This is a genomic window from Deltaproteobacteria bacterium (genome assembly GCA_016874775.1).
In the GTDB taxonomy this organism is placed as follows: domain Bacteria; phylum Desulfobacterota; class Binatia; order Bin18; family Bin18; genus VGTJ01.
On sequence record VGTJ01000076.1, the window covers coordinates 1 to 26998 of the forward strand.

General features: G+C 52.2%; 27 protein-coding genes and 1 pseudogene. 19 read left to right on the forward strand and 9 right to left on the reverse strand.

What is annotated here, in order from left to right; all coding sequences use genetic code 11:
* Positions 1-145: 145 nt before the first annotated feature.
* The 3 genes from FJ147_14060 to cysK form a co-directional block, all read right to left on the reverse strand.
* Entirely contained in the window at positions 146-337 is a 192-nt protein-coding gene (locus FJ147_14060; protein MBM4257008.1) for a hypothetical protein, read from the reverse strand.
* Positions 338-440: 103 nt separating this feature from the next.
* Positions 441-1283: an ATP-dependent sacrificial sulfur transferase LarE gene (gene larE, locus FJ147_14065; protein ID MBM4257009.1), complete on the reverse strand. Its 843-nt coding sequence runs from the start codon at positions 1281-1283 to the stop codon at positions 441-443.
* 5 nt (positions 1284-1288) lie between these two features.
* Complete coding sequence (gene cysK, locus FJ147_14070) at positions 1289-2227, reverse strand: cysteine synthase A (protein MBM4257010.1); 939 nt, start codon at positions 2225-2227, stop codon at positions 1289-1291.
* On the opposite strand from cysK, the gene FJ147_14075 reads away from it, so the two are divergent.
* From FJ147_14075 to FJ147_14115, 9 genes are all read left to right on the forward strand, one after another.
* Entirely contained in the window at positions 2226-3260 is a 1035-nt protein-coding gene (locus FJ147_14075) for a glycosyltransferase family 9 protein (GenBank protein ID MBM4257011.1), read from the forward strand. The two genes, cysK and FJ147_14075, sit on opposite strands and share 2 nt — an antisense overlap.
* A gap of 93 nt (positions 3261-3353) precedes the next feature.
* On the forward strand, positions 3354-3800 hold the full coding sequence (locus tag FJ147_14080; protein ID MBM4257012.1) for a DUF1844 domain-containing protein: 447 nt from the start codon (positions 3354-3356) through the stop codon (positions 3798-3800).
* 16 nt (positions 3801-3816) lie between these two features.
* Positions 3817-6219 carry a PBP1A family penicillin-binding protein gene (locus FJ147_14085; GenBank protein ID MBM4257013.1) on the forward strand — a complete coding sequence of 801 codons (2403 nt, stop codon included), beginning with the start codon at positions 3817-3819 and terminating at the stop codon, positions 6217-6219.
* 5 nt (positions 6220-6224) lie between these two features.
* Positions 6225-7028: a tetratricopeptide repeat protein gene (locus FJ147_14090; protein ID MBM4257014.1), complete on the forward strand. Its 804-nt coding sequence runs from the start codon at positions 6225-6227 to the stop codon at positions 7026-7028.
* Entirely contained in the window at positions 7003-8046 is a 1044-nt protein-coding gene (gene tsaD / locus FJ147_14095) for a tRNA (adenosine(37)-N6)-threonylcarbamoyltransferase complex transferase subunit TsaD (GenBank protein ID MBM4257015.1), read from the forward strand. The genes FJ147_14090 and tsaD overlap by 26 nt, the downstream gene beginning before the upstream one ends.
* Entirely contained in the window at positions 7964-8896 is a 933-nt protein-coding gene (gene rsmA / locus FJ147_14100) for a 16S rRNA (adenine(1518)-N(6)/adenine(1519)-N(6))-dimethyltransferase RsmA (GenBank protein MBM4257016.1), read from the forward strand. The genes tsaD and rsmA overlap by 83 nt, the downstream gene beginning before the upstream one ends.
* Positions 8897-9126: 230 nt before the next feature.
* Entirely contained in the window at positions 9127-10431 is a 1305-nt protein-coding gene (gene nuoF, locus FJ147_14105; protein MBM4257017.1) for an NADH-quinone oxidoreductase subunit NuoF, read from the forward strand.
* A gap of 105 nt (positions 10432-10536) precedes the next feature.
* The gene (locus FJ147_14110; GenBank protein ID MBM4257018.1) at positions 10537-12117 is read left to right on the forward strand and encodes a 2Fe-2S iron-sulfur cluster binding domain-containing protein; all 1581 of its coding nucleotides are present in this window, start codon (positions 10537-10539) and stop codon (positions 12115-12117) included.
* A 238-nt stretch (positions 12118-12355) separates the two neighbouring features.
* Positions 12356-12910: a Uma2 family endonuclease gene (locus tag FJ147_14115; GenBank protein MBM4257019.1), complete on the forward strand. Its 555-nt coding sequence runs from the start codon at positions 12356-12358 to the stop codon at positions 12908-12910.
* A gap of 182 nt (positions 12911-13092) precedes the next feature.
* Here FJ147_14115 and FJ147_14120 read toward each other — a convergent pair whose 3' ends face one another.
* Positions 13093-13941, reverse strand: coding sequence for a TIGR03619 family F420-dependent LLM class oxidoreductase (locus FJ147_14120; protein ID MBM4257020.1), 849 nt, complete (start codon positions 13939-13941; stop codon positions 13093-13095).
* 283 nt (positions 13942-14224) lie between these two features.
* On the opposite strand from FJ147_14120, the gene FJ147_14125 reads away from it, so the two are divergent.
* Both FJ147_14125 and FJ147_14130 read left to right on the forward strand, forming a co-directional pair.
* Positions 14225-14710, forward strand: a complete 486-nt coding sequence (locus FJ147_14125) for an OmpA family protein (GenBank protein ID MBM4257021.1) — start codon at positions 14225-14227, stop codon at positions 14708-14710.
* 8 nt (positions 14711-14718) lie between these two features.
* The gene (locus FJ147_14130) at positions 14719-15591 is read left to right on the forward strand and encodes an ankyrin repeat domain-containing protein (GenBank protein ID MBM4257022.1); all 873 of its coding nucleotides are present in this window, start codon (positions 14719-14721) and stop codon (positions 15589-15591) included.
* A 3-nt stretch (positions 15592-15594) separates the two neighbouring features.
* Here FJ147_14130 and FJ147_14135 read toward each other — a convergent pair whose 3' ends face one another.
* Complete coding sequence (locus FJ147_14135; GenBank protein ID MBM4257023.1) at positions 15595-18201, reverse strand: response regulator; 2607 nt, start codon at positions 18199-18201, stop codon at positions 15595-15597.
* A 169-nt stretch (positions 18202-18370) separates the two neighbouring features.
* Here FJ147_14135 and FJ147_14140 point away from each other — a divergent pair, with 169 nt between their 5' ends.
* Both FJ147_14140 and FJ147_14145 read left to right on the forward strand, forming a co-directional pair.
* Entirely contained in the window at positions 18371-19357 is a 987-nt protein-coding gene (locus FJ147_14140; GenBank protein ID MBM4257024.1) for a hypothetical protein, read from the forward strand.
* 27 nt (positions 19358-19384) lie between these two features.
* On the forward strand, positions 19385-20791 hold the full coding sequence (locus FJ147_14145) for an aminotransferase class V-fold PLP-dependent enzyme (protein ID MBM4257025.1): 1407 nt from the start codon (positions 19385-19387) through the stop codon (positions 20789-20791).
* 129 nt (positions 20792-20920) lie between these two features.
* Here the strand turns inward: FJ147_14145 and FJ147_14150 are convergent, their stop codons facing one another.
* Both FJ147_14150 and FJ147_14155 read right to left on the reverse strand, forming a co-directional pair.
* Positions 20921-21436, reverse strand: coding sequence for a RidA family protein (locus FJ147_14150; GenBank protein ID MBM4257026.1), 516 nt, complete (start codon positions 21434-21436; stop codon positions 20921-20923).
* A 92-nt stretch (positions 21437-21528) separates the two neighbouring features.
* A complete protein-coding gene (locus FJ147_14155) occupies positions 21529-23106 on the reverse strand; it encodes a hypothetical protein (protein ID MBM4257027.1) in 1578 nt (525 codons plus the stop codon).
* Between the two features lie 81 nt (positions 23107-23187).
* Here FJ147_14155 and FJ147_14160 point away from each other — a divergent pair, with 81 nt between their 5' ends.
* The 6 genes and pseudogenes from FJ147_14160 to FJ147_14185 all read left to right on the forward strand — a co-directional run bounded on the left by FJ147_14160 (position 23188) and on the right by FJ147_14185 (position 25754).
* The gene (locus tag FJ147_14160; GenBank protein ID MBM4257028.1) at positions 23188-23679 is read left to right on the forward strand and encodes a nuclear transport factor 2 family protein; all 492 of its coding nucleotides are present in this window, start codon (positions 23188-23190) and stop codon (positions 23677-23679) included.
* A 51-nt stretch (positions 23680-23730) separates the two neighbouring features.
* Complete coding sequence (locus FJ147_14165; protein ID MBM4257029.1) at positions 23731-24138, forward strand: VOC family protein; 408 nt, start codon at positions 23731-23733, stop codon at positions 24136-24138.
* Between the two features lie 16 nt (positions 24139-24154).
* The gene (locus FJ147_14170) at positions 24155-24460 is read left to right on the forward strand and encodes a nucleotidyltransferase family protein (GenBank protein ID MBM4257030.1); all 306 of its coding nucleotides are present in this window, start codon (positions 24155-24157) and stop codon (positions 24458-24460) included.
* Positions 24453-24800: pseudogene (locus FJ147_14175) on the forward strand (DUF86 domain-containing protein). Before FJ147_14170 ends, FJ147_14175 begins: the two are co-directional and overlap by 8 nt.
* 57 nt (positions 24801-24857) lie before the next feature.
* Positions 24858-25346 (forward strand): hypothetical protein, encoded by a 489-nt coding sequence (locus FJ147_14180; GenBank protein ID MBM4257031.1) that lies wholly within the window; start codon positions 24858-24860, stop codon positions 25344-25346.
* An 18-nt stretch (positions 25347-25364) separates the two neighbouring features.
* Positions 25365-25754, forward strand: coding sequence for a hypothetical protein (locus FJ147_14185; GenBank protein ID MBM4257032.1), 390 nt, complete (start codon positions 25365-25367; stop codon positions 25752-25754).
* Positions 25755-25847: 93 nt separating this feature from the next.
* On the opposite strand, the gene FJ147_14190 is transcribed toward FJ147_14185, so the two are convergent.
* On the reverse strand, positions 25848-26156 hold the full coding sequence (locus FJ147_14190) for a hypothetical protein (GenBank protein MBM4257033.1): 309 nt from the start codon (positions 26154-26156) through the stop codon (positions 25848-25850).
* A gap of 84 nt (positions 26157-26240) precedes the next feature.
* Complete coding sequence (locus FJ147_14195; protein MBM4257034.1) at positions 26241-26954, reverse strand: methyltransferase domain-containing protein; 714 nt, start codon at positions 26952-26954, stop codon at positions 26241-26243.
* Between the last annotated feature and the right edge of the window lie 44 nt (positions 26955-26998).

Sequence of the window (26998 nt, forward strand, 5' to 3'; positions counted from 1 at the left end):
CCCCTCGCTACTACTCGCATACACCCCCCTCCTCCCCCCTTCCTGAATCAAAGAAAAGCAAAAAGGCCTTGGGAGCATATACTCCACAAGGCCTTTTTATTTCTTCAGAACCTAGAGCGAAAACTGCACTCTAAATTATCCTCAACTAGTGTTTCGGTTCTATTTTCTTTCCGTATGTCACTTCTCCCTTATCGACTCTAAGCGAGAATCCACAGTCAGGATTCGTGCATACCCAGGCCTTGAAAAGGACCGAGGCCCCCTCCTGTCCGTAATCAGACAACGGAATTAATACCCCCATCTCACATTTTTGGCACTTCGGAAAACTCGGAAGCTCCATTACCCCGCTCCTTTCCAAAAATCCACCACACAGAGCTTACCCTGACACTATTCAAGGAAAAAATCAAGAAAAGCGGAACCGAATATGATTTCCTACGGATCGCCTACTTTTGTATCGTTTCGTTGAACACTCCGCTACGGTACCCTTCTAAATCGAGCAATACACTTGTGAATCCCTGCTGCTTTAACTCATTTCTAAAGGAAGAAATAACAGATGGTGATAATGCCTTCTGCAAATCTTCGCGATGCAATTCGATTCGTGCGCTGGTTGCGTGATGACGCACACGAAGTTCACGGAAACCCAGCGCGCGGATAAATGCTTCAGCTTGCGCAATCTGTGAAAGCATTCGCGCCGTGATCTGCGTTCCGTACGGAATACGTGAGGACAAACATGGAGAAGCCGGTTTTTCCCACGTGGGTAATCCGAGTAATCGGCTTGCTTGGCGAATCTCTCCTTTGGTAAATTCTGCTTCAACTAATGGATGAAGAATTTGATATTCAGTTGCAGCTTGTATTCCTGGGCGATAATCTCCTAGATCATCAACATTCACACCGTCGGCAATCATACGAATGGATAAGCGCACGGCTTCTCGACGGCAAATGTCATAGAGAGAGTCTTTGCAAAAATAACATCGATTCGTTGGATTCGCTGCATACTGAGGAATCGCAAGCTCATCATGAGCAATGAGGAGCAGTTCGACCTTCAATGATTTGGCTAGAGCTATTGCCTGCTCATGATCTTCCGGCGGAGTTGAAGAAGAGACGGTCATGAGTGCAATGACCCGCTCCTGGAGCACGTCCTTTGCCACTGCAAGGAGGAAACTTGAATCCACTCCACCAGAAAAAGCCACCAACATTGGCCCGCGGTCTTGAAGATACGAACGCAGTGCGTGAAGTTTCTCTTCAATTGGCCCAGATCTTAACGTTTCTTCTCTCTGCGCGTTCATTGTTCTTAAATACCTTCTGCTTGGAAAAGGTCAGTTGTTAGGTACCGTTCTCCAGCATCATAGAAAATTGCCAGCACGGTTTTTCCTTTACCAAGACGACGAGCAACTTGTAAAGCCGCAACACAGGCTGCCCCTGAAGAGATGCCAACAAGAACTCCTTCTTCTCTTGCTAATCTTCGCGTATACACTGCAGCTTCTTCATCCTCCACACGGATTATTTCGTCGTATATCGTTGTGTCTAGTACTGCGGGGACAAATCCGGCGCCAATTCCCTGTAATGAGTGATATCCAGGCTCTCCTCCCGAAAGAACGGGAGACGCGGCAGGTTCGACAGCGACAATCTGTAGATGTGGATAATGGATCTTCAGCACGTGCCCAGCGCCAGTAATCGTTCCACCAGTGCCAACGCCAGAAACGAAGGCATCAAGTTGAGGCATTTGTTGAATAATCTCTTGAGCGGTAGTGAGGCGGTGAGCGGCTGGATTCGCTGCATTGCTGAACTGTTGAGGCATGAAATACGAAGGATTACGTGCAACGATTTCTTCAGCCTTTTGTACGGCACCATGCATGCCTTTGGTATCTGGAGTGAGTACAACTGCTGCGCCATACGCTGCCAGTAAACTCTGGCGTTCTTCGCTCATGGTGTCGGGCATGGTGAGAATCAGACGATAGCCCTTAATTGCACATACGAGCGCGAGGCCAATCCCAGTATTGCCACTTGTAGGCTCAACGATTGTGTCGCCTGGATGTAGACGGCCACTTTGCTCTGCAGTGGTGATCATGTTGAGGCAGATACGATCTTTAACACTGCCTCCAGGATTCATCGATTCGAGCTTTCCCCAAACTTCTGCATCCTGATCTCCTGAAAGATTGCGTAACCGTACAACCGGCGTGTTGCCAATAAGATCACTGACTGATTGTACAACTTGGCAGGGTAGTGGCATGAGAATCTACGCTATGCAGTTTGCATCCTGTGTGGGGCGATGCTATCCAGGCGAGATGGCAAAGTCAATCGAAACTTGTTTGGGCCGTATCCTTGTGCTGTTTCCAGGGAGCCTCGGTGACTTCGTCTGTCTGTTACCGGCACTCGAAGAGTTGAAAACGGTGTCGTCAGCGCAACCCCTTACCGTGGCTGCTCGTGGTCAGTCGTTTGAAGTTGCCGCAGCAATTCCTTGGATCTCTCAGGTGTTGTCACTCGATAGCAGTGTATTTGCCTCGCTCTTTTCTTCGTCAACGCTGGTCTCTCGTGAAGCTGTACAACTCTTTTCTTCAGTTGGACAACTTGTTTCTTGGTTTGGTCATCACTCTCCAGAAATGAGAACCGCACTTGAGCGATTAGTTCCAAGACGGGTGCGGTCATTTGCTTTTTTCCGTGGACAGGAACCGATACATGCCTGCGAGTATTATTTACGTTGTTTGGGTGCGATAGGAAAACGCTGTCCATCGCTTATTGTGAGACCGGAAGATAAGTACTGGTGTGAGAGCTATTGGCAGCGTCGCGGCTGGCAAGCCGGTGCTCGCGTGCTCGTTATGCATCCCGGCAGTGGTGGGGCGAGAAAACGTTGGGCGATCGAAGGGTTCGTTCGTATCGCGCGATGGTGGCGTAGGGAAAACAATAGACAAGTAGTGATCCTGCTTGGGCCAGCAGAAGCGTGTGAGAAAGAAATCTGGCAGAAAGAGGGGATTGTCGAAAACTCACTTTCTCTCGGACAAGTTGGAGCCTTAGTCAGTCGTGCCGACTTCTATGTTGGAAACGACTCAGGCGTGAGTCATGTGGCTGGAGCCGTGGGGGCACGTGGAATAGTAATTTTTGGTCCAACGTCTCATGAACAGTGGCGCCCATTAGGAGGAGCGCTTTCCGTCCTTCTGAACCGGGAGTACCGTGCAACTGTACCCGACCAAGCTGGCATTTCTCTGCAAGAAGTTCCAGCCGAAGTTGGGATTACTGAACTAGCGCGTTTAGGGGGAATTCGGTAGGCTTCCTTTCGCAATCAGCACAAGCAATATATACAGTTATGGGCGACAGCAAAGAGATCGTCGACCACAGTGTGTATTTCGGAGGTACCGTCTATGGCAGAAGAAGAACAGGAAGGTGGACGAGGATTTAAGGTGCAAGATCGTCGGCGATTTTCACCGGAGACTGGTGAACCTCGCTCGGTAGAAGAGACGGAAAAAGGTGAGACGATAGAAACGAAAGCGGCTCCACAACAAGAATCTCCTGCCTCCGCTACGAAGACAAGGTCTGAAAATCCGTCTGCTCCTAAAGTCGAAATCTCATTTGCCAGCTTTATTCTTGGACTCAGCACTCAAGCGCTAATGTATATGGGCGAAATGCCGCCAGCACCGGGACAACCACTGATCACGGATTTCGCAGCCGCTCAGCAGATGATCGACGTACTTGCCATGCTCCAACAAAAGACCAAAGGGAACCTGGATGCGGGTGAGGCGGCAATGTTAGAAAATGCCCTCTTTGATCTGCGGATGCGTTACGTGGACTTAGCAAAGAAAGGTCGCTAGGCGACCGAGAGCAATCATGCGTCGTATATTTTGGGGAAGTGCATTTGCTGCATTTCCCCTTGTGTTGTTACTAACGGCTATTGTCGGATGGCAGTTTTACCGCGAACTTGAGCGGGAAGTCGTTACCCGGTTCTCTTCTCATCAGTGGGAAGTCCCGTCGAAGATTTATGCCGCCCCTCTCTTGCTGTATCCAGGGGAGCGTATTGAACCAGCAAAGCTCTTCGCCCAACTCTCACGCCTTGATTACCGCGTGGTCAATGGGGCGCCTCAATCGCGAGGCGAGTATGTCTATGACCAAAAGACTGGCATGCTGCAGCTTTTGCTTCGCGATACCCCCTTTCCCCAAACCGTAGCGCAGTCACAACGAGTATCTCTGCTGCTACGGCAAGGGCGAATTGAGCGTATAACAGACCTCGATGAAGGGACCCCGGTGCCATCCATCGAACTTGAACCTGAAGTCATTGCGAGCGTGTATGACCGCGACTGGGGGGACCGTCGTGTCATAAAGCTGTACGATGTGCCCTCTCAGCTTGTGAAAGCCCTGTTAGCTGCCGAAGATCACCGGTTCTTTGAACATGAGGGGATCGACCTCTGGCGTATCCTTGGCGCGATTCGGGCGAACCTTCTCGCGCGCCGTCCGGTGCAAGGCGGAAGTACGCTAACCCAACAGCTAGTGAAGAATTTTTTTCTCTCACAAGAAAAAGTCTTTAGCCGTAAAGTGGTCGAGATTTGCATGGCAACGATCGTTGAGATGCACTACTCCAAGCTAGAAATCTTGGAGAATTACCTCAACGAAATTTACTTGGGACAGAATGGTGCAAAAGGTATTTTCGGCATGTGGGAAGCGGCACGAGTCTATTTTGGCAAAGAGCCTCGTGACTTGACCCTCGGAGAAGTGGCTGTCCTGGCTGGAATGGTGAAGGCGCCCAATGCCTATTCTCCGCTCCGGCACCCTGATCGAATCATTCCACGACGTAATGATGTTCTCCAGCGAATGCGTGAATTGGGTTCTGTGAGTACAGAAGAATATGAGGCTGCGCTCAAAGAAAAAATTGTCCCGCGAACGCTTCCGGCTGATGGGAATGAGGCTCCGTATTTTGCCGACTTCATCCGGAAAGCGCTGACTGAACAGTTTCCTGACAGTACCCTTGCGACCTCTGGGTTGCGGGTCTTAACCTCGCTTGATTCCGGGTTGCAGGAGTATGCTTCTCGTGCTGTGCAAAAAGGCCTGAAAGAGCTGGAAACTAGATATCCGCGCTTACGCAGTACGACAGCGGAAGAACAATTGCAAGCCTGTCTAATCGCGATGCAACCTCAGACCGGCGCGATCCGGGCGATGATTGGCGGGCGTGATTATCAGATTTCGCAGTTCAACCGCGTAACACAAGCGCGCCGTCAACTGGGCTCGGTGTTCAAGCCGATTGTGTTTCTGACGGCGTTGAGTCGGGAACGCGAAAAACGGGAAGGGAAATTTCTTCCCTCCAGTCACCTTGAAGATGTTCCGTTTACCTGGGCGTTTCAGGGCGAAGCGTGGAATCCTGGCAACTACAATAACCGCTATCTGGGCACGGTTTCTATGCGTCGGGCGCTTGAACTCTCGCTCAATGCGGCAACTGCGCGGCTGGCGCAGGAGATTGGTCTGGATGCCATCCGTCAGACCGCCGAGAATGTCGGTTTTACCAGTCCACTCCCACAGTACCCGTCACTCGTTCTTGGGGCTGGAGAAGTCTCTCCTTTTGAAGTGGCTGTTGCCTTTAGTGCCATTGCCAATCATGGTGTGAAAACGCTACCGCGCCCGATCTCGCTCGTGATCAATCAGCAAGGAGAAACTCTTGCACAGCATGGGATCGAAATGGAACAAGTTGTTGCTCCAGAAGACGCCTACATGCTAACTCATCTCCTTGAGGGAGTTCTTGATCGTGGGACTGGCCGCACGGCGCGAGAGCGAGGATTTACTCTTCCTGCCGCGGGCAAGACCGGAACGACGAATGATTATGGTGATGCGTGGTTCGTGGGGTATACTCCAGACCTCGTAACCGTGGTGTGGGTTGGTTTTGATCAGCGCCAACCCCTTGGGCTCTCGGGAGCCCAGGCTGCGCTGCCTATTTGGACCAATTTCATGAAACAAGTAACCGCAGGGCAATCCTCAGCGGCATTTCTTCCACCTGTCGGAGTGACGGTCGTCGCCATTGATCCGCAAACCGGATTACGGGCGACTGATCAATGCCCTATCGTTATGGATGAAGCGTTTTACGCTGGTGAGGAACCGCGGGCCCCGTGCTCTCGACATGGAACCGGCGTTGTTCCAGTTGAGACAAACCCTGAGCGACGCGAGTTAGATGCTGGTGAAGATGGTAGGGCAGAGGAGCGAGGTCGTCGTCCACCAGCACAGGAAAAGCCGTGGTGGCGAATTTTTTGATATCTATGCAAACCACATGGAAAATTGTTGTCGTCACTATCGCTCTTCTGTTCTTCTCGATTTTCCTTTGGAAGTGGCAGCCCTCTGCGCAGGAATATCAGCGCAGAGGTGCAGAGGGAGCGTTAGAGGAAGAGGAACTCGCTCCTGATTCGCAGGTTGTCACGCCGGAGGATGAATTCACGGATGAGCACAGTGCTGACGAAGAGTCGCGTGATCAATATCCTGAAGCTGAAGAGGACTTTTCATATCGAGATTCAGAGAACCGACCATCTGTTCCGCCAGTGGATGATGCAACCTCGTCCTTACCTGAAATGAATCCGCCGCCTGACACAGAGAGTGCCGAAGAGCCGCCGGTTGCTACAAGTGGTCCGCCAGCGCTTCCTGGAACGGATTCTCTGTTACCACGAGAGCGGGTTGCGGTGACGCTTGTTGCCGCTGGCGTCGAGGCGATGGACAAAGAGGAAGGGGGACGAGCACGAAGCCTCTTTGAACGCGCAATCGAAATCGCTCCACTGCAGCCATATAGCTACTACTTCTTGGGCAAATTGGCGTTGACACATGGTGAACATCAAAGAGCACTGCCACTCTTACGCAAAGCCGACACCTTGTTGACGCGTGGAGATTTGGCGTGGCGCAGCGAAGCGATCAGTACTCAAGGAGCGGTGTATGAGGATCTGGGCGAACTGCCACAAGCGCGCAGAGCATATCGCAAAAGCCTCCGATTATTTCCGCAGAACTTGCGCGCCATGAGTGCGCTTGCGCGTCTCGCCGGAGAGGAGCCGGATGCTGACGACACCGTTCCCCAGTAGCCCATTGCTCATACTCGGTATCGAGACCTCCTGTGATGATACGGCGGCAGCAGTCATACGCGGGAAAGAGATCCTTGCCAATGTCGTTTCGTCACAAGATCATGTCCATAGTTGTTATGGCGGAGTCGTGCCTGAACTCGCTTCTCGTCATCACATGGAAAATGTTCTTCCCATCGTTGACCAAGCGCTGGTCCAGGCACAGGTGCGATTAGACCAGCTTGACGGGATTGCGGTCACGTGTGGTCCTGGTTTGGTCGGATCGTTGCTCGTTGGTGTATCAGTGGCAAAAGCCCTGGCGATGGCGAAGACTGTACCATTGATTGGCATCAATCATCTTGAAGGTCATTTGCTTGCGGTGTTACTCGAACAAGACGTGAAATTTCCGTTTCTCTGTTTGCTGGTGTCCGGAGGCCATACGTCTTTGTACCTAGCGCGTGATTGGGGGGAATATCAACGACTTGGCGCCACGCGTGACGATGCCGCAGGTGAAGCCTTCGACAAAGGGGCAAAGATGCTCGGCCTTGGCTATCCGGGTGGGCGAGTGATTGATCAGTTAGCAAAGCAAGGGAACCCGCAAGCGATCCTATTCCCTCGTGCTCACCTCAGAGCCGTGCCGTATAAGACGAAAGAGACAGGAGTGTACGATTTCAGTTTTAGTGGCCTTAAAACTGCGCTGCGTCAATTTCTTGCCGCTCCTGAACGAGGGAGTTATCGAGACGAAGATATTGTTGCCAGTTATCAAGAGGCGATTGTTGAAATGTTAGTCGCCAATGTCTTACGGGCCGCGCGTGACTACAACGCACAAAGAATAGTGATTTCTGGCGGAGTGTCGGCGAACTCACGCTTACGTCAACGTATGACAGAGGAAGGAGAAAAAAATGGTCTGCGAGTTTTTCTTCCTTCCGTGAAACTTTGTACTGACAACGCCGCGATGATTGCCTTTGCTGGTGCCTGGAGACTCGCGGCTGGGCAACGCGCTTCGTTACAACTCAACGCTGCCGCTGCTCTTCCGCTCTAACGTATCCATTGTGCCTTCTTTACTCCAACAAACCCGCTTTGTACTCAACGAACTCGGTGTTCGACCACACAAGCAGTTTGGTCAACACTTTCTCATTAACCCGACTGTTGTCACGCACATGATCGAAGCAGCGGAGATTCATCCGCAAGATAGTGTCCTCGAAATTGGCCCTGGACTGGGCGTGCTATCTGATGAACTCGCTGTTCGTGCGGGTCGATTGTATCTCGTCGATGTCGATACCGTTCTGGTTGCGCGATTGGAAAAGCACTTCGCTGACCGTGAGCATGTACAGGTCGCCACGGCGGATTTCCTTTCGCTCGATATCGCGGCAGTCTTTCCTGATCCTGAGATTCATGTCGTGGCGAGTCTACCTTATAACGTTGCTACTCCGATTCTTTTTCGTTTGCTCGATCATCGTCAGAAATTCCGCAGCGCGACGGTGATGATTCAGAAAGAAGTGGCAGAACGACTGACGGCGACACCAGGAACCAAGGCGTATGGCGTGCCGTCGGTGTTAACGCAAATGTATGGAACGGTGACGACGATCTGCACAGTTGGGCCAGGAAGTTTCTTCCCACCGCCGAAAGTTGAATCTCAGGTGATCCGTATTGTCTTTCAGGTACAGCCGCGAGTGCCGCTTGCAGATGAGGCGGTATTTCGCCGTATTGTCAAAGCCGCGTTTGCGCAACGACGCAAAACCCTACGCAATACACTTAAGTCGGCAGGTTACGAAAATCTCGACGAGGTCAGTGCACAAACCGGGATCGATTTTCAACGACGTGGGGAGACGTTGAGTTTGGCGGAGTTTGCGAGACTTGCGAATGCGTATGCTACCAGGTTGCTGGGATAGAGAGCATACGATGTCATTGCGAGGAGCGAAAAGCGACGAAGCAATCTCACGGTAAGCACTTTAGGAAGAGATTGCTTCGCTACGCTCGCAATGACAGGCTCCTTTGGCTTTCCAGGTTCTGTCCTCAGTGCAATCCCGTTGACAGTAAAAACCTGGGCCGATATGCTCGCCGTGCAATTTTTCTTATGATTCCCAACGACTTACACTCTATGCGAAACGAGGCATGATGCATGGCCGAAAAGGTATTGCTGCGTCATTTTGATATTCCCAACTTTCATCAACTCGATGTCTATGTTGCCAATGGGGGCTACGAAGTCGCTCGCAAAACGTTGACAACCATGAAACCTGAAGAGGTCACTGAACAAGTGAAAGCCTCTAATCTGCGTGGTCGTGGTGGTGCAGGTTTTGGGACTGGCATGAAGTGGGGTTTCTTGCCCAAAGATTCGCAGAAACCGGTTTACCTGTGCTGTAACGCCGACGAAAGCGAACCTGGTACCTTCAAAGATCGTGCGATCATTGAGTGGAATACGCACATCTTGTTAGAAGGCATTCTGATTTCTTCTTACGCTATCAAATCCCACGTCTGTTACATCTACATTCGTGGTGAGTTTGTCTTTGGTGCGCAACGCTTGGAAGAGCAAATTGCTGAAGCGTATGCCAAGGGATACCTCGGCAAGAATATCTTTGGTACTGGCTATGATCTTGATGTCTATGTGCATCGTGGTGCTGGTGCCTATATCTGTGGTGAAGAGACTGGCCTGATCGAATCACTTGAAGGCAAACGCGCATATCCGCGGATCAAGCCGCCATTTCCAGCGGCCTATGGGTTGTTCGGGTGTCCGACGATTGTCAACAATGTCGAAACCCTGGCGTGCGTACCGATGATCATGGACAAAGGCGCAGCCTGGTTCAAAGCAATTGGGCCAGAAAGTGGACCTGGACCGAAATTGTTCTGTGTCAGTGGTCACGTGGAAAAACCTGGGCTGTATGAACTGCCGATGGGAATTTCGTTGCGTACGCTATTGTACGATCACTGTGGTGGTATCCGTGGCGGCAAGAAATTGAAGGCGGTGATGCCTGGTGGTTCGTCCTTTCCGTTGCTGACTCCAGACCAAATCGATGCGCCGATGGACTTTGATTCGATGCGGAAGATCAACGCATTTCTCGGTTCAGCAGGGGTCATCGTTATGGACGAGGACACTTGCATGGTGAAAGCGCTTGAGGTGATTGCTCGCTTTTACCATCTCGAATCCTGTGGACAATGCTCACCATGTCGCGAAGGGACGGGGTGGTTGCATAAACTTCTCATCCGTCTCGAAGAAGGGCATGGGAAAATGGAAGACATTGATCGCCTGGATACAATTGCTGCCAATATGATGGGTAATACCGTTTGCGTGTTAGCTGATGCTGCCGCGATGCCAACACAAAGTTTCTTATCCAAGTTTAGAGATGAGTTTGTGGCACATGTCACCCTTGGTCGGTGTCCGTTTAAGAAAGAGGGCGAAGGTGCTCATCGTCATCAGCATGCAGCGTGATACAAGCAGTCAGCTTTCAGCTTTCAGCCTGATTCATGCAATCGCTTAATGACTTTGTTCTCGCTGACTGCTGGAAGGCTGATAGCCGAGAGCTAAGAGGAACACATGCCAACAATTGAAATCGACGGAAAAAAGGTCACGGTCCCTGACGGATATAATGTGATCCAAGCAGCGGAGCAGCTCGATATCGAGGTGCCGCACTACTGTTATCATCCAGGATTAAGCATCTCCGGGAACTGCCGCATGTGTTTGGTCGAAATCGAGAAGATGCCGAAGTTGCAGATTGCCTGCAACACCAAAGTCACTGAAGGTATGGTCGTGAAAACGACGAGCCCAAAGGTGAAAGCTGCGCAAACAGCGGTGCTGGAATTTATCCTGGTTAACCATCCCATCGACTGTCCGATTTGTGACCAAGCTGGTGAGTGTAAGCTGCAAGACTATTACATGGATTATGGCAAGCATCAGAGCCAGATTCCTTTAGAGGCGAAGGTCGAGAAGAAGAAAGTGGTCGATATTGGTCCACAGGTGGTGCTCGACCAAGAGCGTTGCATCCTTTGTGCTCGTTGCACCCGTTTCCTTGATGAAGTGACGAAAACCAGCGAACTCGGCCTCTTTGCGCGCGGTGACCATACCTACATTGACCTCTTCCCCGGCAAAAAACTTGACAATCCGTATTCGGCGAATGTGGTCGATGTGTGTCCGGTTGGTGCGCTCACGCACAAAGATTTTCGCTTCAAAGCGCGCGTGTGGTACCTCGAAAAAGTGGAGTCGATTTGCACAAAGTGTGCGAACGGTTGCAATATCGATATCTACCATCGGCGCGGGCAGATGTTTCGTTTTCGTCCACGCTCCAATCCGGATGTGAACCAGTACTGGATGTGTGATGAAGGTCGGCTTTGGTACAAAGAGTTTCAGAAAGAAAGCCGTATTCTCAATCCGGTGGCACGAGAGAATGGCGCCTTTACGCCGATTTCTTGGGATCACGCGGTCAGTCGCGTGCTTGACCGGGTGTCCCAGGTGAAAGAGCAACACGGCGCGAAGGCTATCGCGGGAATTGTTGGTGCCAAAGCGACCAATGAAGAAGCCTATTTATTTACCCGGCTTCTCCAAGAGCAGGTTGGTACGACCGCCATTGCCGGGCTTTCGTGGTCGCCAGCGAATGCCGCGCATGATGATTTCCTGATCAAGGCTGACAAAAATCCCAACACGCGAGGATTAAAGGCCCTTGGCTTGCTGAATGGTGGACCGACAGCAGAGGACGTGTTGAATGCAGCAGAAAAAGGTGAGGTGAAGGTGCTGCTCGTGTTTGCGGCTGATCTGAGCGCTGCCTTTCCGCAAGACAAACTCGACAAAGCTTTGGGCAATGCCGAAGTCATCGTTTGTGATACCGACTATAGCGGTACCGCTGAATATGCAGATGTGCTGCTTCCAATTGGTACGGCGCCGGAAACTGACGGAACCTATACGAATCATGCTGGTCGGGTACAACGTGCACGCCAGGCATTTCCTCCTCCAGGAGAAGCCAAAACAGGGTGGGAAGTCCTCGCGACGCTGCGAGGTAAGTTAGGTGGAACTGAGCCAGTGTCGATTACTGAGGTCTTTGGGGAAATATCGCAGAAAGTGAGTTCCTTCGCTGGCCTCACCTATGGCAAGCTCGGGTCGCAGGGGATGTCGTTGGCGAGCTAGCGTCTGCAAGCAACTTTCGTCCCCTCTCCATCCTCGGGAAAGGGTGACGATAGGTACAATGATTGCTCCGTGCCCCTTTCTCTCTGTCTCTCTCCCACGAGGGGAAAGAGAACCTACAGGCACGCAAGCAAGATGAGTACAGGACGCTATTGAGGTTATTCCTTATCGGGGACACGAAACTTCGTGTCCCCGATTTTTTTGTCTTGATCCTGTGTTCTCGCTGGTCTAGGATTCCTGCATGGCTGCTGTGTCAACACCGCATCGTTTTACGCGTGACGAGTATTATCGAATAGGCGAAACCAGCCTATTTGCAGATAAACGTATGGAATTACTCGATGGCGAGATCATCGATATAGCACCTCATAATCCCCCACATGCAAGTCGCATCGCGCGTTTGAGTTTCCTGCTGTTTCGCTTGCTAGGGACAGCTTTTACCATCCGTGCCCAACTCCCTATTATCTTAAACGATTGGAGTGAACCAGAACCGGATGTTGCAATCTGCCGATTTGATGCAGACGACTATCCCCAGGTGCATCCACAGGCAAGCGACGTGTTCCTTGTAATTGAGGTGGCAGAGTCAACACTTGCATTTGATCGTAGCCGCAAAGGGGCTGTGTATGCGGGGAGTGCCATTCCCGAATATTGGATTGTCAATCTCGTCGACCGTCGGATCGAGGTGTTCAGTGGCCCTGATCTTGCGAATCGACGTTACCGCCAAGAACGGGTTGCCGTTCCTGGCGATACGCTGCTACTCCCGGGCGGAGTGAGCCTCGCAGTTGCAGATGTGTGGTAGAACTCTTGCCCCATTCTCAATGAGGACACGAAATATTTCTGCTCTTCGCACGAAACCCGTGTGGATGTGTCATTCTGAGCCCGTCGACTATGCTCAGGCTAAACTTCGCGAAGAATCTCTCCAAGAGACTCTTCGCTTCACTTGGAGTGGCAACTTGCGGGTGCCGGGCTCTCTGGCCGGAGTTATACCCGCCCAATCACCTTGTCTGCTGTCTCTGTGATAAAATCCTGTACAATTTGTTCGGTCTTCGCGCGTGGAAAGGGAATGACCCGGTCAACTCCCAGGTCGGCATACCGTTTCGCGGTGTCGAGATCCAGCGTGGGACCAGGAGTGATGCTGATTTCCAGTGCCCCGAGTGCTGAGGGCCTACTCACTTCCTGCGCAGCTTTCTTGAGGCCAGCCAGGCACTCCGCCGTTTTGCCTGGATCAAGCGCGAAGCCATACCAGCCGTTGGCATATTGCACTGTACGCCGATATGCTTCTGGAGTATGGCCGCCAATCACCACCGAGGGGTATGGCTTTTGTACTGGTTGCGGTTTGGCCTGAATCTTCCCGAACGAAACAAATTTCCCTTGATACGCTGGTTGCGCCTGTGCCCACACCGCTTGCATCGCTTCCAGATATTCCATCGAGCGTGCGCCTTTATCGGCAAAGGGAATACCTAACGCGTCGAATTCCGGTTTGAGATAGCCAATGCCGAGACCAAAAATGAGCCGTCCCTTTGAGACGACATCAACACTGGCAAGTTCTTTTGCCAGGACGAGCGGGTTACGCTGCGGAAGAATGATAATTCCCGTGCCCAGCTTGACCTTGGTTGTGTGCGCAGCAACGAAAGCTAACGCAACCGCTGGGTCTAGTAACGGATAGTCCGGAGGAAGCGGCGAGGGCGGTGCTTGTGGGTCAGGGAGCACAACATGTTCTCCTGTCCACACCGATTCAAAACCTGCGTTCTCCGCGGCTCTTGCCACCCGAGCTGCAACATCTGGGTCGCTACACACATTCATATTGATGCCAAACAATCCGACTTTCATAACCTACCTCCTTGTTGGCGAGCTAAGAACACCGACGTTAGTTGGCGAAAACCTACCTTGCGACCCGCTCTGTCGCAAGGAGTACTGAGAGCAAAAGTTTGGGTAGAGAACGCACCATGCTGTAAGGCGATTTCCGAAAAAGGGGATACCCGAGATAGGGGATATTCTTTCCAAAAAAATCGCCTAAGTGCGACAAACGAAAGAGAAGAGGCTATACTTCGCATACCCCGACCCTAAGCTACGGGAGTGGGAAGTGTGGATGAGGTTGGAGGGGAGGTAGGTGATGCGGCGGTTGGCTTGGGTGTTCTTTCTCGCCCTGCTCCTCGCTGGATGCGCGGAACAATGGGATCTCGTTACAAAACTACGTGAACAACAGCTCGAAGTTCAAGAAACAGACCGAGGTGTTGTCGTCACTCTTCCATATGTCTTTTTCTCTTTTGGCAGTGCTGACCTGAGCCCTGAAGCACGCAAAACGGTCGATGCGATGGCGGTCATCCTCAATCATCCTCGTGCTGAGAAGCGGAACCTGTCTATCGAAGGTCACTCTGATGCAGTCGGCAAGACTGAGGATAACGTGACCCTGTCGAAAGCCCGAGCCGAAACAGTTGCAAACGAACTCATTGTGAATAATTTGCGACGTGAGCGAGTGACGACGTTCGGCTACGGAGAGTCACGTCCGGTCGCACCCAATGCAAATCCCGACGGTACCGATAACCCGGAAGGACGCGCGAGAAATCGTCGCGTTGAAATAGTTATCGAGAAGGAGTGAGGCACGAGATGAACATGTCAAATTGTCGCACTCAGGACGGTAGAGGGGACAGGGATATGACGCGGGGAATAGCAGGACAACAAGAAAGACGTGTGATGTCGGGTGGACGACTGTCCCTACGACCTCGATGGCACTGGGCAGTGGTTGCGCTTGGAGTGCTGGCCGTGATTGCTCTGAGCGACAATGGACGCACCTTTGCCTCGCTAGTGACAGATTCACATGGACGTGGAGAGACGTTCTCGCGTACCCTGCGTCGCTCAGGAGTCGGACAACTTGCGCAGGTAACGGCTCACCGTGGGTTCTCGGAGCGCGAGCTGCTGCGGAGTATTGAACGTGGAGAGATCGCGTATGCTGAATCGCTGCTGGATGCCGGAGTCCCGGCGAACATGACTGATCCGCGAGGGTGGACGCCACTCATGTTAGCGGCACGACACAATCACCTTGGTCTTGTCTCACGGTTGTGTGAGGGCGGTGCAGACCTGAATAAGCGCAACATCCAGGGCACGACGGCCCTCATGCTTGCGGCAAGCAATGGGCATCAGGAGATGGTGCGTTTGTTGCTCGACCGTGGGGCGCAGGTGAATGCCAAGGCAAGTAGTGGTTGGACGGTACTGACGTATGCTGCGTGGAAAGGACATCCGACAGTTGTCTCTGAGTTGTTGCGTGCAGGGGCTGATCCGTCTGTCCTCGATTCGCAGCGATGGACGCCGTTGATGTATGCCGCGTGGCAAGGGCATAGTGAGGCTGTACAGGCGTTCCTGGAGTCACAGAAGGCCAGGTCTATGAGCGGGCGTGAGAGAAAAGAAGCACGTACCCTTGCGGCTGCGCAAGGGCATAGTGCGGTAGTTGAGGTGTTGGATCGAGCGGAACGGCGCGGATAATTCCTAGTGATACACGACCTGAACACGATCGAGGTAGCGACTCAGTTCGTAGTGCCAGTGACGAACTGCTTCCTGGTTTTTCTTGCGCGCTGCTTCTTCTAGATTCTGACCGATGTTGGTGAGCATATCAAAGCCAAAACTACCTCCGGAGCCGCGCATCTTGTGACCAAGTTCCTCGATAGTCTCGTAGTCGCGCTGTTCCAGAGCCACCAAAATTGAGGTGGCGATTCCACGCTGATCTTGCAGATACTGCGGAATGATGGTGCGAATCTTCTGCGAAATACTGACCTGTTCGGTTGTCGGCAGGTTGGAACCCTCCGCGGAATGGGGTGTCAGTATATTTCCGTGATGACGCAACACTTCGAGCAATGTCTGTTTTTTTATGGGCTTTGTGACGTGCGCGGTGAAACCAACTCTGAGACATTCGTGGATTTCTTCCTTCACCGCAGAAGCGGTCAAAGCGATAATTGGAATAGGCGGCCGCTGTTGCGTGCGCTCCCAAGACCGCATCACTTGAACAGCAGAGGGGCCATCAAGGTCGGGCATATGAATGTCCATGAGCACGATGTCATACGAGGCTACCTTGAATTTCTCGACTGCCAGGCGGCCATTCTCAGCAGTAGTAACGCGATGCGGCGTATGTTGCAGATAGGTTTGGATCACGACGCGATTATACGGGTCATCGTCGACAAGGAGAATCTGCAGCGCGTAAGATGGCGCGATGGAGGTCGGCGTGGTGGGGAGCGGTACTACCTCAGCCTGTTTGGGAGCCCTGGTCCGAGTTTCCTGTATGGTGTCGATAAGAGCCACTCGCTTGATGGGCTTGATAACGTAAGGCAAGTCGAGCGCTTGACAGCGAGCGAGATCGCGACTACGCCCTGCCGCAATGAGCATGATAATTGTGAGATCCGGGACGTTGAGGAGAGTCTGAATCGTCTGGACTGTATCAAAACTGTCCTCGGTTGGGATGTCGCTATCAAGCAGGAGTACTGCAGGTGTGGCCTCTATCGCGCGGCTCCGGGTGAGCCTGGTGATGGCCTCATTGCCTGTTGGTGCTTCTTCGACCTCCGCATTATGAACAGTGAGCAGTTGGCGAATCACACTGCGAGTGATTGTGTTGTCATCGGCAACGAGGATGCAGCATCCTGCCAGGGAGGTTTGTGGAGTCTCGACAGGAAGCTGTGCCTCGGCATCGGGCTGTATGGGAATGGTAAAGAAAAACGTACTCCCGCTTCCCGGATGACTTTCTACCCAGATCTGACCTTTCATCAACTCAACTAAGCGTTTCGTGATGGTTAAGCCGAGGCCAGTGCCGCCATAGCGTCGGGTGGTTGAAGAATCGGCTTGAGTAAAACTCTCGAAAATCACGGGAAGTTTATCGGGCGCAATACCAATACCAGTGTCGCGTACGGAAAATTGTAAGAGAGTTTGGGAGGTGGAGTTTGAGGGTCGGAGTGGTGGGACTCCGGGCGCCTCTCCTGACGCGACATTCTTGACTTCGAGAACGACTTCTCCCTGCTCAGTAAATTTGATGGCGTTTGCCAACAAGTTGACCAGAATTTGTCGGAGACGAGCCGGGTCACCAACTACATGTGAGGGAGCGTGCTCTGCTAAGAGACAACTCAGCTCCAGCCTTTTTTCATGGGCTCGGATGGCCATGACTTCACACGTGCTATCGATCAGGTCATGAAGATGAAATGGGATGTGTTCGATCTCGACACGACCGGCTTCAACCTTCGAGAAGTCAAGAATGTCGTTTACCACGCTCAGAAGCGTGTCGCCTGCCGTTCGCGTGATGCGCACATACTCGCGTTGTTCAAGAGAAAGCGTGGTTTCGTTGAGGAGATCGCCCATGCCGATGATGGCGTTGAGTGGCGTACGAATCTCGTGGCTCATGCTGGCAAGAAACTCACTCTTGGCACGATTGGCGACCTCTGCCGCCTCTTTTGCTTGGAGACTCTCTGCTTCTGCTCGCCGTCGAGCGGTGAGTTCGGAGCGAACAATGGCGATACCTAGCGAGACGAGGATGAACACAATGACGTTGCCCAGGACAATGACGAAAACGGTTCGTCGCATGCGCCGTTCTGCTGCTCGTTCTCTCCCGTCGAGTATCCGCATTTCTTCGGCCTCCATGTCCCAAATGAGGCGGGTGATTTCGTCGGTACTCTTCCAGACCTGTTCGTTTGAGAGGCCGCGTATCGCGGCTTCGGCTCCCTGGCTCGTGCGGAGGTCGAGCTGTTTTTTGATCTCAGCGAGTGATTGGGTAACAAGAGGCTGGAGCTTCTGGAGGGGATGTCGTTGGAAATCACTTTCTGTTGTCAGCCGTAGGATTTTTTCGATCTGCCGATCAGTGCCTTCCACCGCCGCATAATAAGGCTCCAAATTGCGGCGATCCCCGGTGAGAATATACCCATAGGCGCCGCGCTGGGCATCTTTGAGTAATATCCGTAACGTTTCAAATGCGACAAGGATTGAGTGACTCCGTGCGACTTGTGTCGTCGTCTCTGCCAAACGCGTCGTACTCCGATACGAAACAATTCCGATCGCACCCACGATGAGGAGCGCAGAAGCGAAACCGAGAGTGACGCGAAAGAGCCAACGGTCATTCATATCAAATCGTACGTGGGGGTCGGTGGCCGCACGACTTCCACCTGTCCCGCCGTCCTTTCGTTCGGTACATGAGCGAATCTAGGAATCCTGGCGATTTTCACCCTTCTCGACAGGACATTCTTATGGTAGTGGCCAGTATAGGAAAAAAGCAAGAAGGAGGGGGACTCAGATGGCCACTGGAAGAAATAAACTCGAATATGAAGTGCGACAAGGATGGGAGCAACTCCCGGAAGGATGGTCGTTTGTCGAAGTGGCAGGGGTAGCGACGGACTCGAAAGATCGGGTATATGCCTTCAACCGGGGTGCGCATCCGATGGTTGTTTTCGACCGCGACGGAAAATTCCTCAACGCCTGGGGTGAAGGGGTGTTTACCAACGCGCATGGTATTTTCATAGGGGCCGACGATCGGGTCTATTGTGCTGATAACTTTGATCATACTGTTCGTATCCTTACGCTTGACGGAAAGCTCCTACACACTCTCGGTGAGAAAGACAAGCCAGCGCAGACTGGCTTCAAAGCGTGGGACACTCCAGTACAACAGGCGGCTGGACCATTCAACATGGTGACGAACGTCGCATTGGCACCCAATGGCAATTTGTATGTCGCCGATGGGTACGGGAATGCGCGGGTGCATGTGTTTTCTCCTACATGGGAATTGCTCTTCTCATGGGGGGAACCCGGTAGTGGACCCGGACAATTCCGGCTTCCGCACGCGATTGCGGTCGACCGTCGTGGAACCGTGTATGTCGCAGACCGTGAAAATTCGCGGATTCAAGTATTCAAAGGGGATGGGACCTACGTTACGTCTTGGACCCATGTGAGTCGACCCGATGATTTGTACATTGATGCCGACGAGAACTTGTTTGTGGCTGAACTCGGCTTCCGGGCAGGGGGGATGCCTGCGAACATGGGGGCCGCCGTCCCGGCACATGAACCCCATGCGTGTGTCAGTGTCCTTACTCTTGATGGTGAAATACAAACTCGCTTTGGTGGTGAAGATGGAATTGCGCCAGGGAACTTCTTTGCACCACACGGCATCTGGGCAGACTCACGTGGCGATCTCTATGTCAGTGAAGTGAACTATAGCGCTGGCGGAAAACGAGGATTGATTCCGCTTGACTGTCATTCGTTACAGAAGTTTGTCCGGGTGAAATAACACAAGGCTGCTAGGTGCGGAGGTTTTATGGAAGAGTCTTTTGCTTATTTCCATTCTCGCTTTCAAGACCTGCAGAGACTACACCGATTCTCGCGTCGCGGTTTTTTGGGACACCTACTCAGTAGTGCTGCCTTGACTACTCTGCCATGGAGTACGCTAGCGTTAGCCACTCCATCAGCAACGCCACTCAAGCGAGGGAAAGGAGCTGCACCTGATGACGAGCGCTACTGGGAGTCAGTGGCAAGAGAATTTTTACTGCGCAAAAACATCGCATATATGAACACTGGCACGCGTGGACCGTCACCGCGCAGTGTGCATCTCGCGCAGCTTGACGCGCTCAATAATGTCAACGCTGATTACTTCAGTTTCACTAAGACTGGCTGTAATAAGGCGTTCTTGGATGCCTTACGCGGTAAGTTGGCGACGTTCATTGGTGCAAAACCAACGGAGGTTGCTTTTACCAGTAATACGACAGAGGGAATGATCTTTGGCACGCTTGGTGTTGATCTCAAACCAGGAGATGAGATTGTCTTTACCAATCATGACTACCCCTGGGGCGGGAATCCAATTCTGCACCGGGCTGCACGAGAAGGCCTGTCGGTTCGCATCATCGACCTCGCTGATCGAAAGTTTCATCCACCAAAGAATCCTGACGAGTTGCTGAACGCATTTGACGCGGCGCTGACGCCGAAGACAAAACTGTTGAGCTTCTGTCATATCAACTACACCGATGGCTGTGTCATGCCGGTCAAAGAGATTTGCGCACTCGCACGGTCCAAAGGCGTAGTCACACTGGTCGATGGCGCGCAGCCGCCAGGGATGATGAAAGTCAATGTGCATGACCTCGGATGCGACATGTATGCTGGTCCCTGTCATAAATGGGTTCTGGCTTCGATGTTCACCGGCTTTTTCTATGTGCGCGAAGAGATGCAAGAGCGCGTCTGGCCAACGATGTTCGCGGGTGCGGTCAATGGCAAGACGATGTACGGTCAACCGCCACCGCAAACGATGGCCGAGGCCTGTGTCGGTGCAGCCAAGTATGAGTACCACGGCTCGATCGACTATCCGGCCAAATTCGCGATGAATGCGGCACTCGATTTTCATAATCAGATTATGCCCGAAGCGATTGAAGCGCGCGATCGCTATCTTGCGCGTCGGCTCTTGAACGGTCTGCGGGCTATCGACGGTGTCGACGTGTACTCATCGGACGATTCGCGTTTGAGCTGTGCGCTAGTAGCGTTTACGGTAAAAGATGTGAAAACCACACAGTTAGTTGATTTGTTGTGGGAACGTCATGGTATCTATATCCGGAATGTGACGCACGAAGAAATTGGTTGGGATGTCAATCGGGCGTCACTTCATATTATGGTGACGGCGAAGCAAGTGGACAATTTGCTGGGAGCGATTACGGAGGTGGCGAAGAGGAAAGGGTAGAAAATTGCAGAGTGCGGAATGCAGAATGCAGAATGCAGAATGAGAAAGCATGAACTTCCCCAGTCTTTCAATCCGCAATCTGCATTCTGCAATGCCTGCCTCTTCTCTGATACACCGTGAACCTTGTAGTCATGGTTCCTCCACTTCCACCACCATCTCAATCTCCACCGTCCAATGAAACGGGAGTGATGCCATACCAACTGCAGCACGGGCGTGTTTCCCGCGTTCACCGAACACTCCTACCAACAGATCTGAACAACCGTTGATCACCTGTGGATGCTTGTCAAAAGTATCGGTGGCGTTGACCATGCCGAAAACGCGTACGATGCGTTTGACGCGATTGAGGTCTGTGATCTCGGCTTTTAACGTTGCCAGCAGGCACAAGGCAGTTTGCCGTGCTGCCTCATAACCTTCCTCAATCGATCGATCTTTGCCAACCTTACCTTTGACTTTGTCACTCGCTTCACCACAAGGACCGTGACCAGCCAGAAAGATGAGGTTGCCAGTGCGTACTGCCGTGACAAAGTTCGCCACCGGTTTGGCAGGAACTGGAAGTGTGAGGCCGAGTTCTTGGAGGCGTTGTTCGGGAGTTGGGCTTTGTTGGGCAGAAAGAAGAAAGGGAGACATGACTATTCCAAGGAACATCGTCGCGAAGAAAATACCGCCAATTTTGCAAGCTTTGTGATACTGCCCCATTATCATCCTCTTTCACCATGATTGCAGTGAATCGTGAGTCCTCACCGCACCGCCGCGACAGTAGTCGAAGCCGTCATTTTCTCAGCAAACTCCGGATCGATCTTACGTACGCGCTCGATTAACGCACTGGCAAGCGCCGTTCTTCCTGCTTGGCGTGCATGCACTGTCACACGTTGTAGATGTAACAACCCAACCGCCCAGGCATCGAGCAGCGGGCTCACGGCAAATCCATCGGCCACTTTCACCAGCATCTCCTCTCCTGCTGCTGGATTTTCCCCGTGTAGGGCAATCTCTCCTTCCAACGTTTTCAGGAATGGTTCTGTGAAGCGAGTGGAGAATGACTCATAGGGGGTATTGCGTGCCTCTTGCACATACGTGTCTGCTGCTGTCTGTGCCCGGGTGAGCGCTTGTTGGGCTTCTGCAATACGACCCAGGGCGACCAGTGCTTCTCCCTGTAATGCCGCGCCGATCAGACGTGCTGCTGCGGAAGAACGTTTCTCAACTTCTTGTGCTGCCTTAAGCGCTTCTTCATTACGGCCACGTGCGAGTAAGTACTCGATCCATGGTCCGCTGTAATAGCCGGATCGTCGACCGTAATCTTGTAATTGAAACGCCTCTTGAAATAAGCGTTCCGTTTCTGCCTCGTTCCCCAGTCGCAACTGTACGGTTCCGAGCAGATGCAGGTTGTGACCATGATGCCAATCTTGGCCAGCGGAGATGTTCTGTGCTTTGTAGTAGTCCCGCTCCAACTGGTCAGCGAGCGTCAGTTGTTTCAGCGCTTCTTGCCATTTGCCAACGCGTGGTAACACATGCGCATACATGTGCGAGGCATGCGGTACTTGCTTAACCGCAGCCGCGTATTTGCGACCATGTTCTGCCGCGATCGCATGATGCCCGATACGTTCATAGGAGTGTACTAAGAAGTGATGCGCGGCAAAGTGCTTGGGATCGCGCCTCAGAGCCGCTTCATAATAAGCAATCGAGCCGACACCACCCGCTTGGCCACGTCCCCACACCCCAGGTTCTTCGGCATTGCCACGTAATACCCACGCGTGCGGGTCACTCGGATCAAGTGTGATCAGCTCATCGACAGCTTTCTTATACGCTTCATGCTTTGCGGCACGTTCCTCAGCTGGTGCGTTGAGGGCTTCGACCTGCTGCACTGCAAGTGCGATCCATTTTGCCTCTTTGGGAGTGACTTTTCCTGTCTTGGCTAGTTCCTGAGCCTTCTGCAAGTGTACCTGCGCTTCAGCCAGGACTTCAGCACCAGTGTATGCTTTTGCCAACCCAAGATGAGCCATTGCCAGTTGTGGATCACGTCGTAGGGTTTCGTGAAACGAACGCGCGGCTTCGATCCAGACATAGGACGCGAGATAGGCAAATCCTTGATCGTAATACGCCTGCGCTTCCTTTGAGGTCGTACTGACTTTCTGGTGCAACTGTCCTGCGGCTCGTGTTAACGCGACCGGTCGTTCCATGATGGCACGCGAGACAATACCTTCTTCTGGGGCATGACAGGCAGGCACCGCCATTTCTTCCCCTGCACCGTAACTCTCCGATCCCAGCAAAGATAGGCAAAAGATCGCACCACAGTACAACCAAACGCGAAGCGTAGCCATAAAACCTCCTTTTCTCTTGCGAGAGCAGTCTACTTTGGCATAGTAAGGAGGGTGTGACAAGAAATCTAAGGAGGGTTCAATATGGCGACAGCAGATCTCGAACACCGAGTACAGGCGCTGGAAAAACAGGTCCAAGAACTTGAGGACCGTGGGGCAATTCAAAATTTACGTATGCGGTTTCATGAATGTGTGAACGAGAAAAATCCGGATGGGATTGGCGAACTCTTTAGTACCGATGCTGAACTCCATTACTCGCACCTTGGGACTGCAATCGGGCGAGAGAAGATCATTCGTTTCTTTCAGAAGGGCCTGTCTGAATTGGTACCGTTCGTCAAACAGTATCTTCACAATCATGTTGTGACCGTGAACGGCAACACGGCTACGGGGCTGAGCTACCTGGAAGCAACTCCGGTCCACAAAGGAGAAAGCTATCTGGTGGCAGCACGATTTGATGATGAATACGTCAAAGAAAATGGCCGCTGGTACTTCAAGAAAGTGACATTGACGCCGCATTTCATGGTACCGTTGAAAGAAGGCTGGGCGCAGGAAGATCGTATTAAGATGGGACGGTGAGACATTGCGGATTGTCGATTGCGGATTGCGGAATAAAAGGAAGGACTGATTATGGCAACACTGCTACACATGTCGTTTCGTGTGAAAGACCCCGAACGTTCGGCTGCGCTCTATGCTGAGCTGTTGAATGGCAAAGTGACTGACCCCGGACCGGTTCTTCGTCCGGCTGGGGAGAAAGCGGTGACGTTCGGGCGTGGACAACAGGACCCGTTAGCCGACTACCTGGAGTTCTGGCCACAGGATAAACATTGGCAGGGAGGATTCACGGTGAGTGATCCAGCCCGCCATCAGCCCTTTGGTCATGTCGCATTTAGCACCGACAAATCGTATGACCAACTGGCAACTATTGCACAAAAACATGGTGTTGAAATACGACGTGAGGAACGCGGGCCATTTGGAGATGTGCCGGTGGTCTATGACTATGAGGGGAACTTTTTAGAGTTCTTTGCGGTAAAGTAGGCAGCTGAATGAAACCATGAACACCAGAGCGAGAATTTCAATCCCCAAGGAACGGATTGCTGAGTTCTGCCACCGCCATCACATCCGTAAGCTGTCACTGTTTGGATCGGTGCTGCGAGATGACTTTGGTCCGAAGAGTGATGTCGATGTGTTGGTGGAGTTTGAACCTAACCATATCCCCGGACTCCTCCGCTTTGCTGGTATGGAAATAGAACTCTCTGAACTATTAGGGGGACGGAAGGTTGATCTCAATACGCCGAAGTTTTTGAGTCCGTATTTTCGTGACAAGGTTCTTGCCGAAGCAGAAGTGTACTATGGCTAAGCATGATGACGACGTGAGCCTGCGGCATATGCTTGAGCATGCACGCGAAGCTGTTACGTTCATGGAAGGAAAGGATCGTTCTGATTTGGAGGCCTCGCGCATGCTTTCGTTGGCAGTGGTCCGATTGATCGAAATTGTGGGTGAAGCAGCAAATCGTGTATCCAAAACAAGGCAAAAACAGCTTTCATAAATTTCCTGGCCGCTCATTATCGAGATGAGGAACCGACTCATTCATGGTTATGACGCTGTCGATCTTGATATTGTTTGGCAGACAATAACTGAAGAGTTGCCCTCTCTGATTACTATCCTGGAAGGGGTTGTTCCTCAAAAAACGTCATAATATGCGTCTTTGCATTCTTCTGCAGAATACGTAAAGTGTGGACTTCAGGAGGTCCCCATGTCACACCCGCCAGTCGAGTACATTACTCGTATCACAGACAATTACGCCAAGCTGGGTTACAAGGCCTATCAATGGGTGAACAATCCCGAAGTGCCACCGTGGACGCCACTGAAGAAGCCGCTCTCGCAGTGCAAACTGGGCTTAGTTGCTTCTGGAGGAATCTACGTGACTGGCCAGGTTGCGTTCCACTTCAAAGATGACGCCTCGTTCCGAGCAATTCCGACGACAGTAAAAACCACTGATCTTCGCACTGCGCATTTTGCCTATGATCAGACTGATGCACGGAAAGATGCGAATGTCGTATTTCCCATCGACACGTTGCGACGACTCGTCAAGGAAGGTGTTATCGGATCACTGGCTGAGAACTTCTACACGTTTATGGGAGGAATCTATTCCTCACGCCGAGTAACTGAAGATTTGGCTCCACGCTTAGTTGAGCGCTTTCTCGCTGATCAAGTTGATGTTGCGTTGCTGGTGCCTGTGTGACCAGTCTGTCATCAGTCCGTGGGACTGATCGCACGACAAGTCGAAGCCGCAGGCATCCCGACGCTTTGTATGGGCAGTGCGCTCGATATCCTTAAAGCAGGAAATCCACCGCGTGCCGCATTTCTCGACTACCCGTTAGGCCATACAACTGGAAAACCCAATCAGCCGGATTTGCAGCGTGAGATCATGTTTCAGGCATTGGAAGGCTTTACCTCACTGCTAGTGCCAGGGCAGATGAAGATCCTGCCATTTCGCTGGGATGACGAAGATTGGAAACGCACGGCAATGACAGAAGGTGATGCGCGCACGCCACGGCACGACACGCCGCAGTATCAGACTGAAGAGGATCGGATTCGGGCGGAGGCGAATGCTGCAGCAGCCTGCAAGGTGTGTGAAGTTTCTGTGTAAACGGCTATTAGCTGTCAGCTATGAGCCGTCAGCCAGAAAGGAAAAATTAGTCCTTCCCTGTCTAGCTGAAAGCTAATAGCTGATGGCTGAGAGCTATAATTGACTCGCCATCTTCTCCACCTCGCTCCATTCGACAATCGGAGTGAGGCGACGCTTCTCTACCAATCCAGTTGACATCAACTTGCCGAAGATTTGATAGGTTGGAGTATGATTGGGAATGTCAACGATGAAGAGCACTTTTGGTTCTTCGTTCGATGCCCACGGACCGGCGACAAATTTCACTTCTTGTGGTGCACCAATCGACGCTGGGCTTTTCGCGGCTTGCCCAATCGTCTTTACGAATTCTTTCATTCGCTCGGGTGTTGGATCCTTTAGCCATACTTCATCGAAATAGAGTGCCATAGCTTTCCCTCCTTCTGAGATTTTCTCCTTAACATTTGCCGTATAGCAAAGGCCAGAGGGTAAAGACAAGGGAAGCACTTCTCCCTACTCACTGGCAGCAGGACTTGTGCGAAGGTAATGAATGCTTGCGGGTGGAACATTTGTGAACATCACGCGGTGATGATATTGGTAGCGTTGTAAGTAACCCCGCGTGACTCGCAGCACTTCGCGTACTCGTTGCCGTTCTGCCGTGCCGTGAATGAATTGGCGGAGTTCCTTTGCCCAGTAGTCATAGTAGCTGAGCGTACCACCTGGTTTGAGGACACTGAGCAGGAGCACAAAAATACGGTCGACCTTGTCGGGAGGCAGGTTCAGTAGGGGGAGAGAAGAAACGATGAAATCATAACGGACATCATGAGCGACGCTCTCGATATCAGCCTCATATACCTTCACCATAGGGCCAGAAACGCTACCGACAGTCTGGCGAAGGACTGCCGCAAACGCCGGGTTGATTTCATACAGATCGAGATGATCGCCCTGGGAGAGACGTGACAAGATTGCTTGTGTAATTGCGCCTGTCCCTGCACCAACCTCAAGCACGCGTATCGGTCTCTCCTTGGGTGCTATCGGTGCGACGACTGTATTGGCCACAGCCTGTGACGTGGCTGACAGAGCTCCGACTTCACGCAAGGCGCGTATTGCTTGACGAAAGAAGGTGAGATGCTCGCCGAGTGCTGTCATTCCTAGCTGAAACCACGGCCGCTGGCCGTGCGACCCGAAAAGCTTCGGAGCGATCCGGCGTGCAGGCCCGTCACGCACCCCATAGGTTCTCCTCCCAGGAAGGTCCGCTGGGGCAGGAAGGA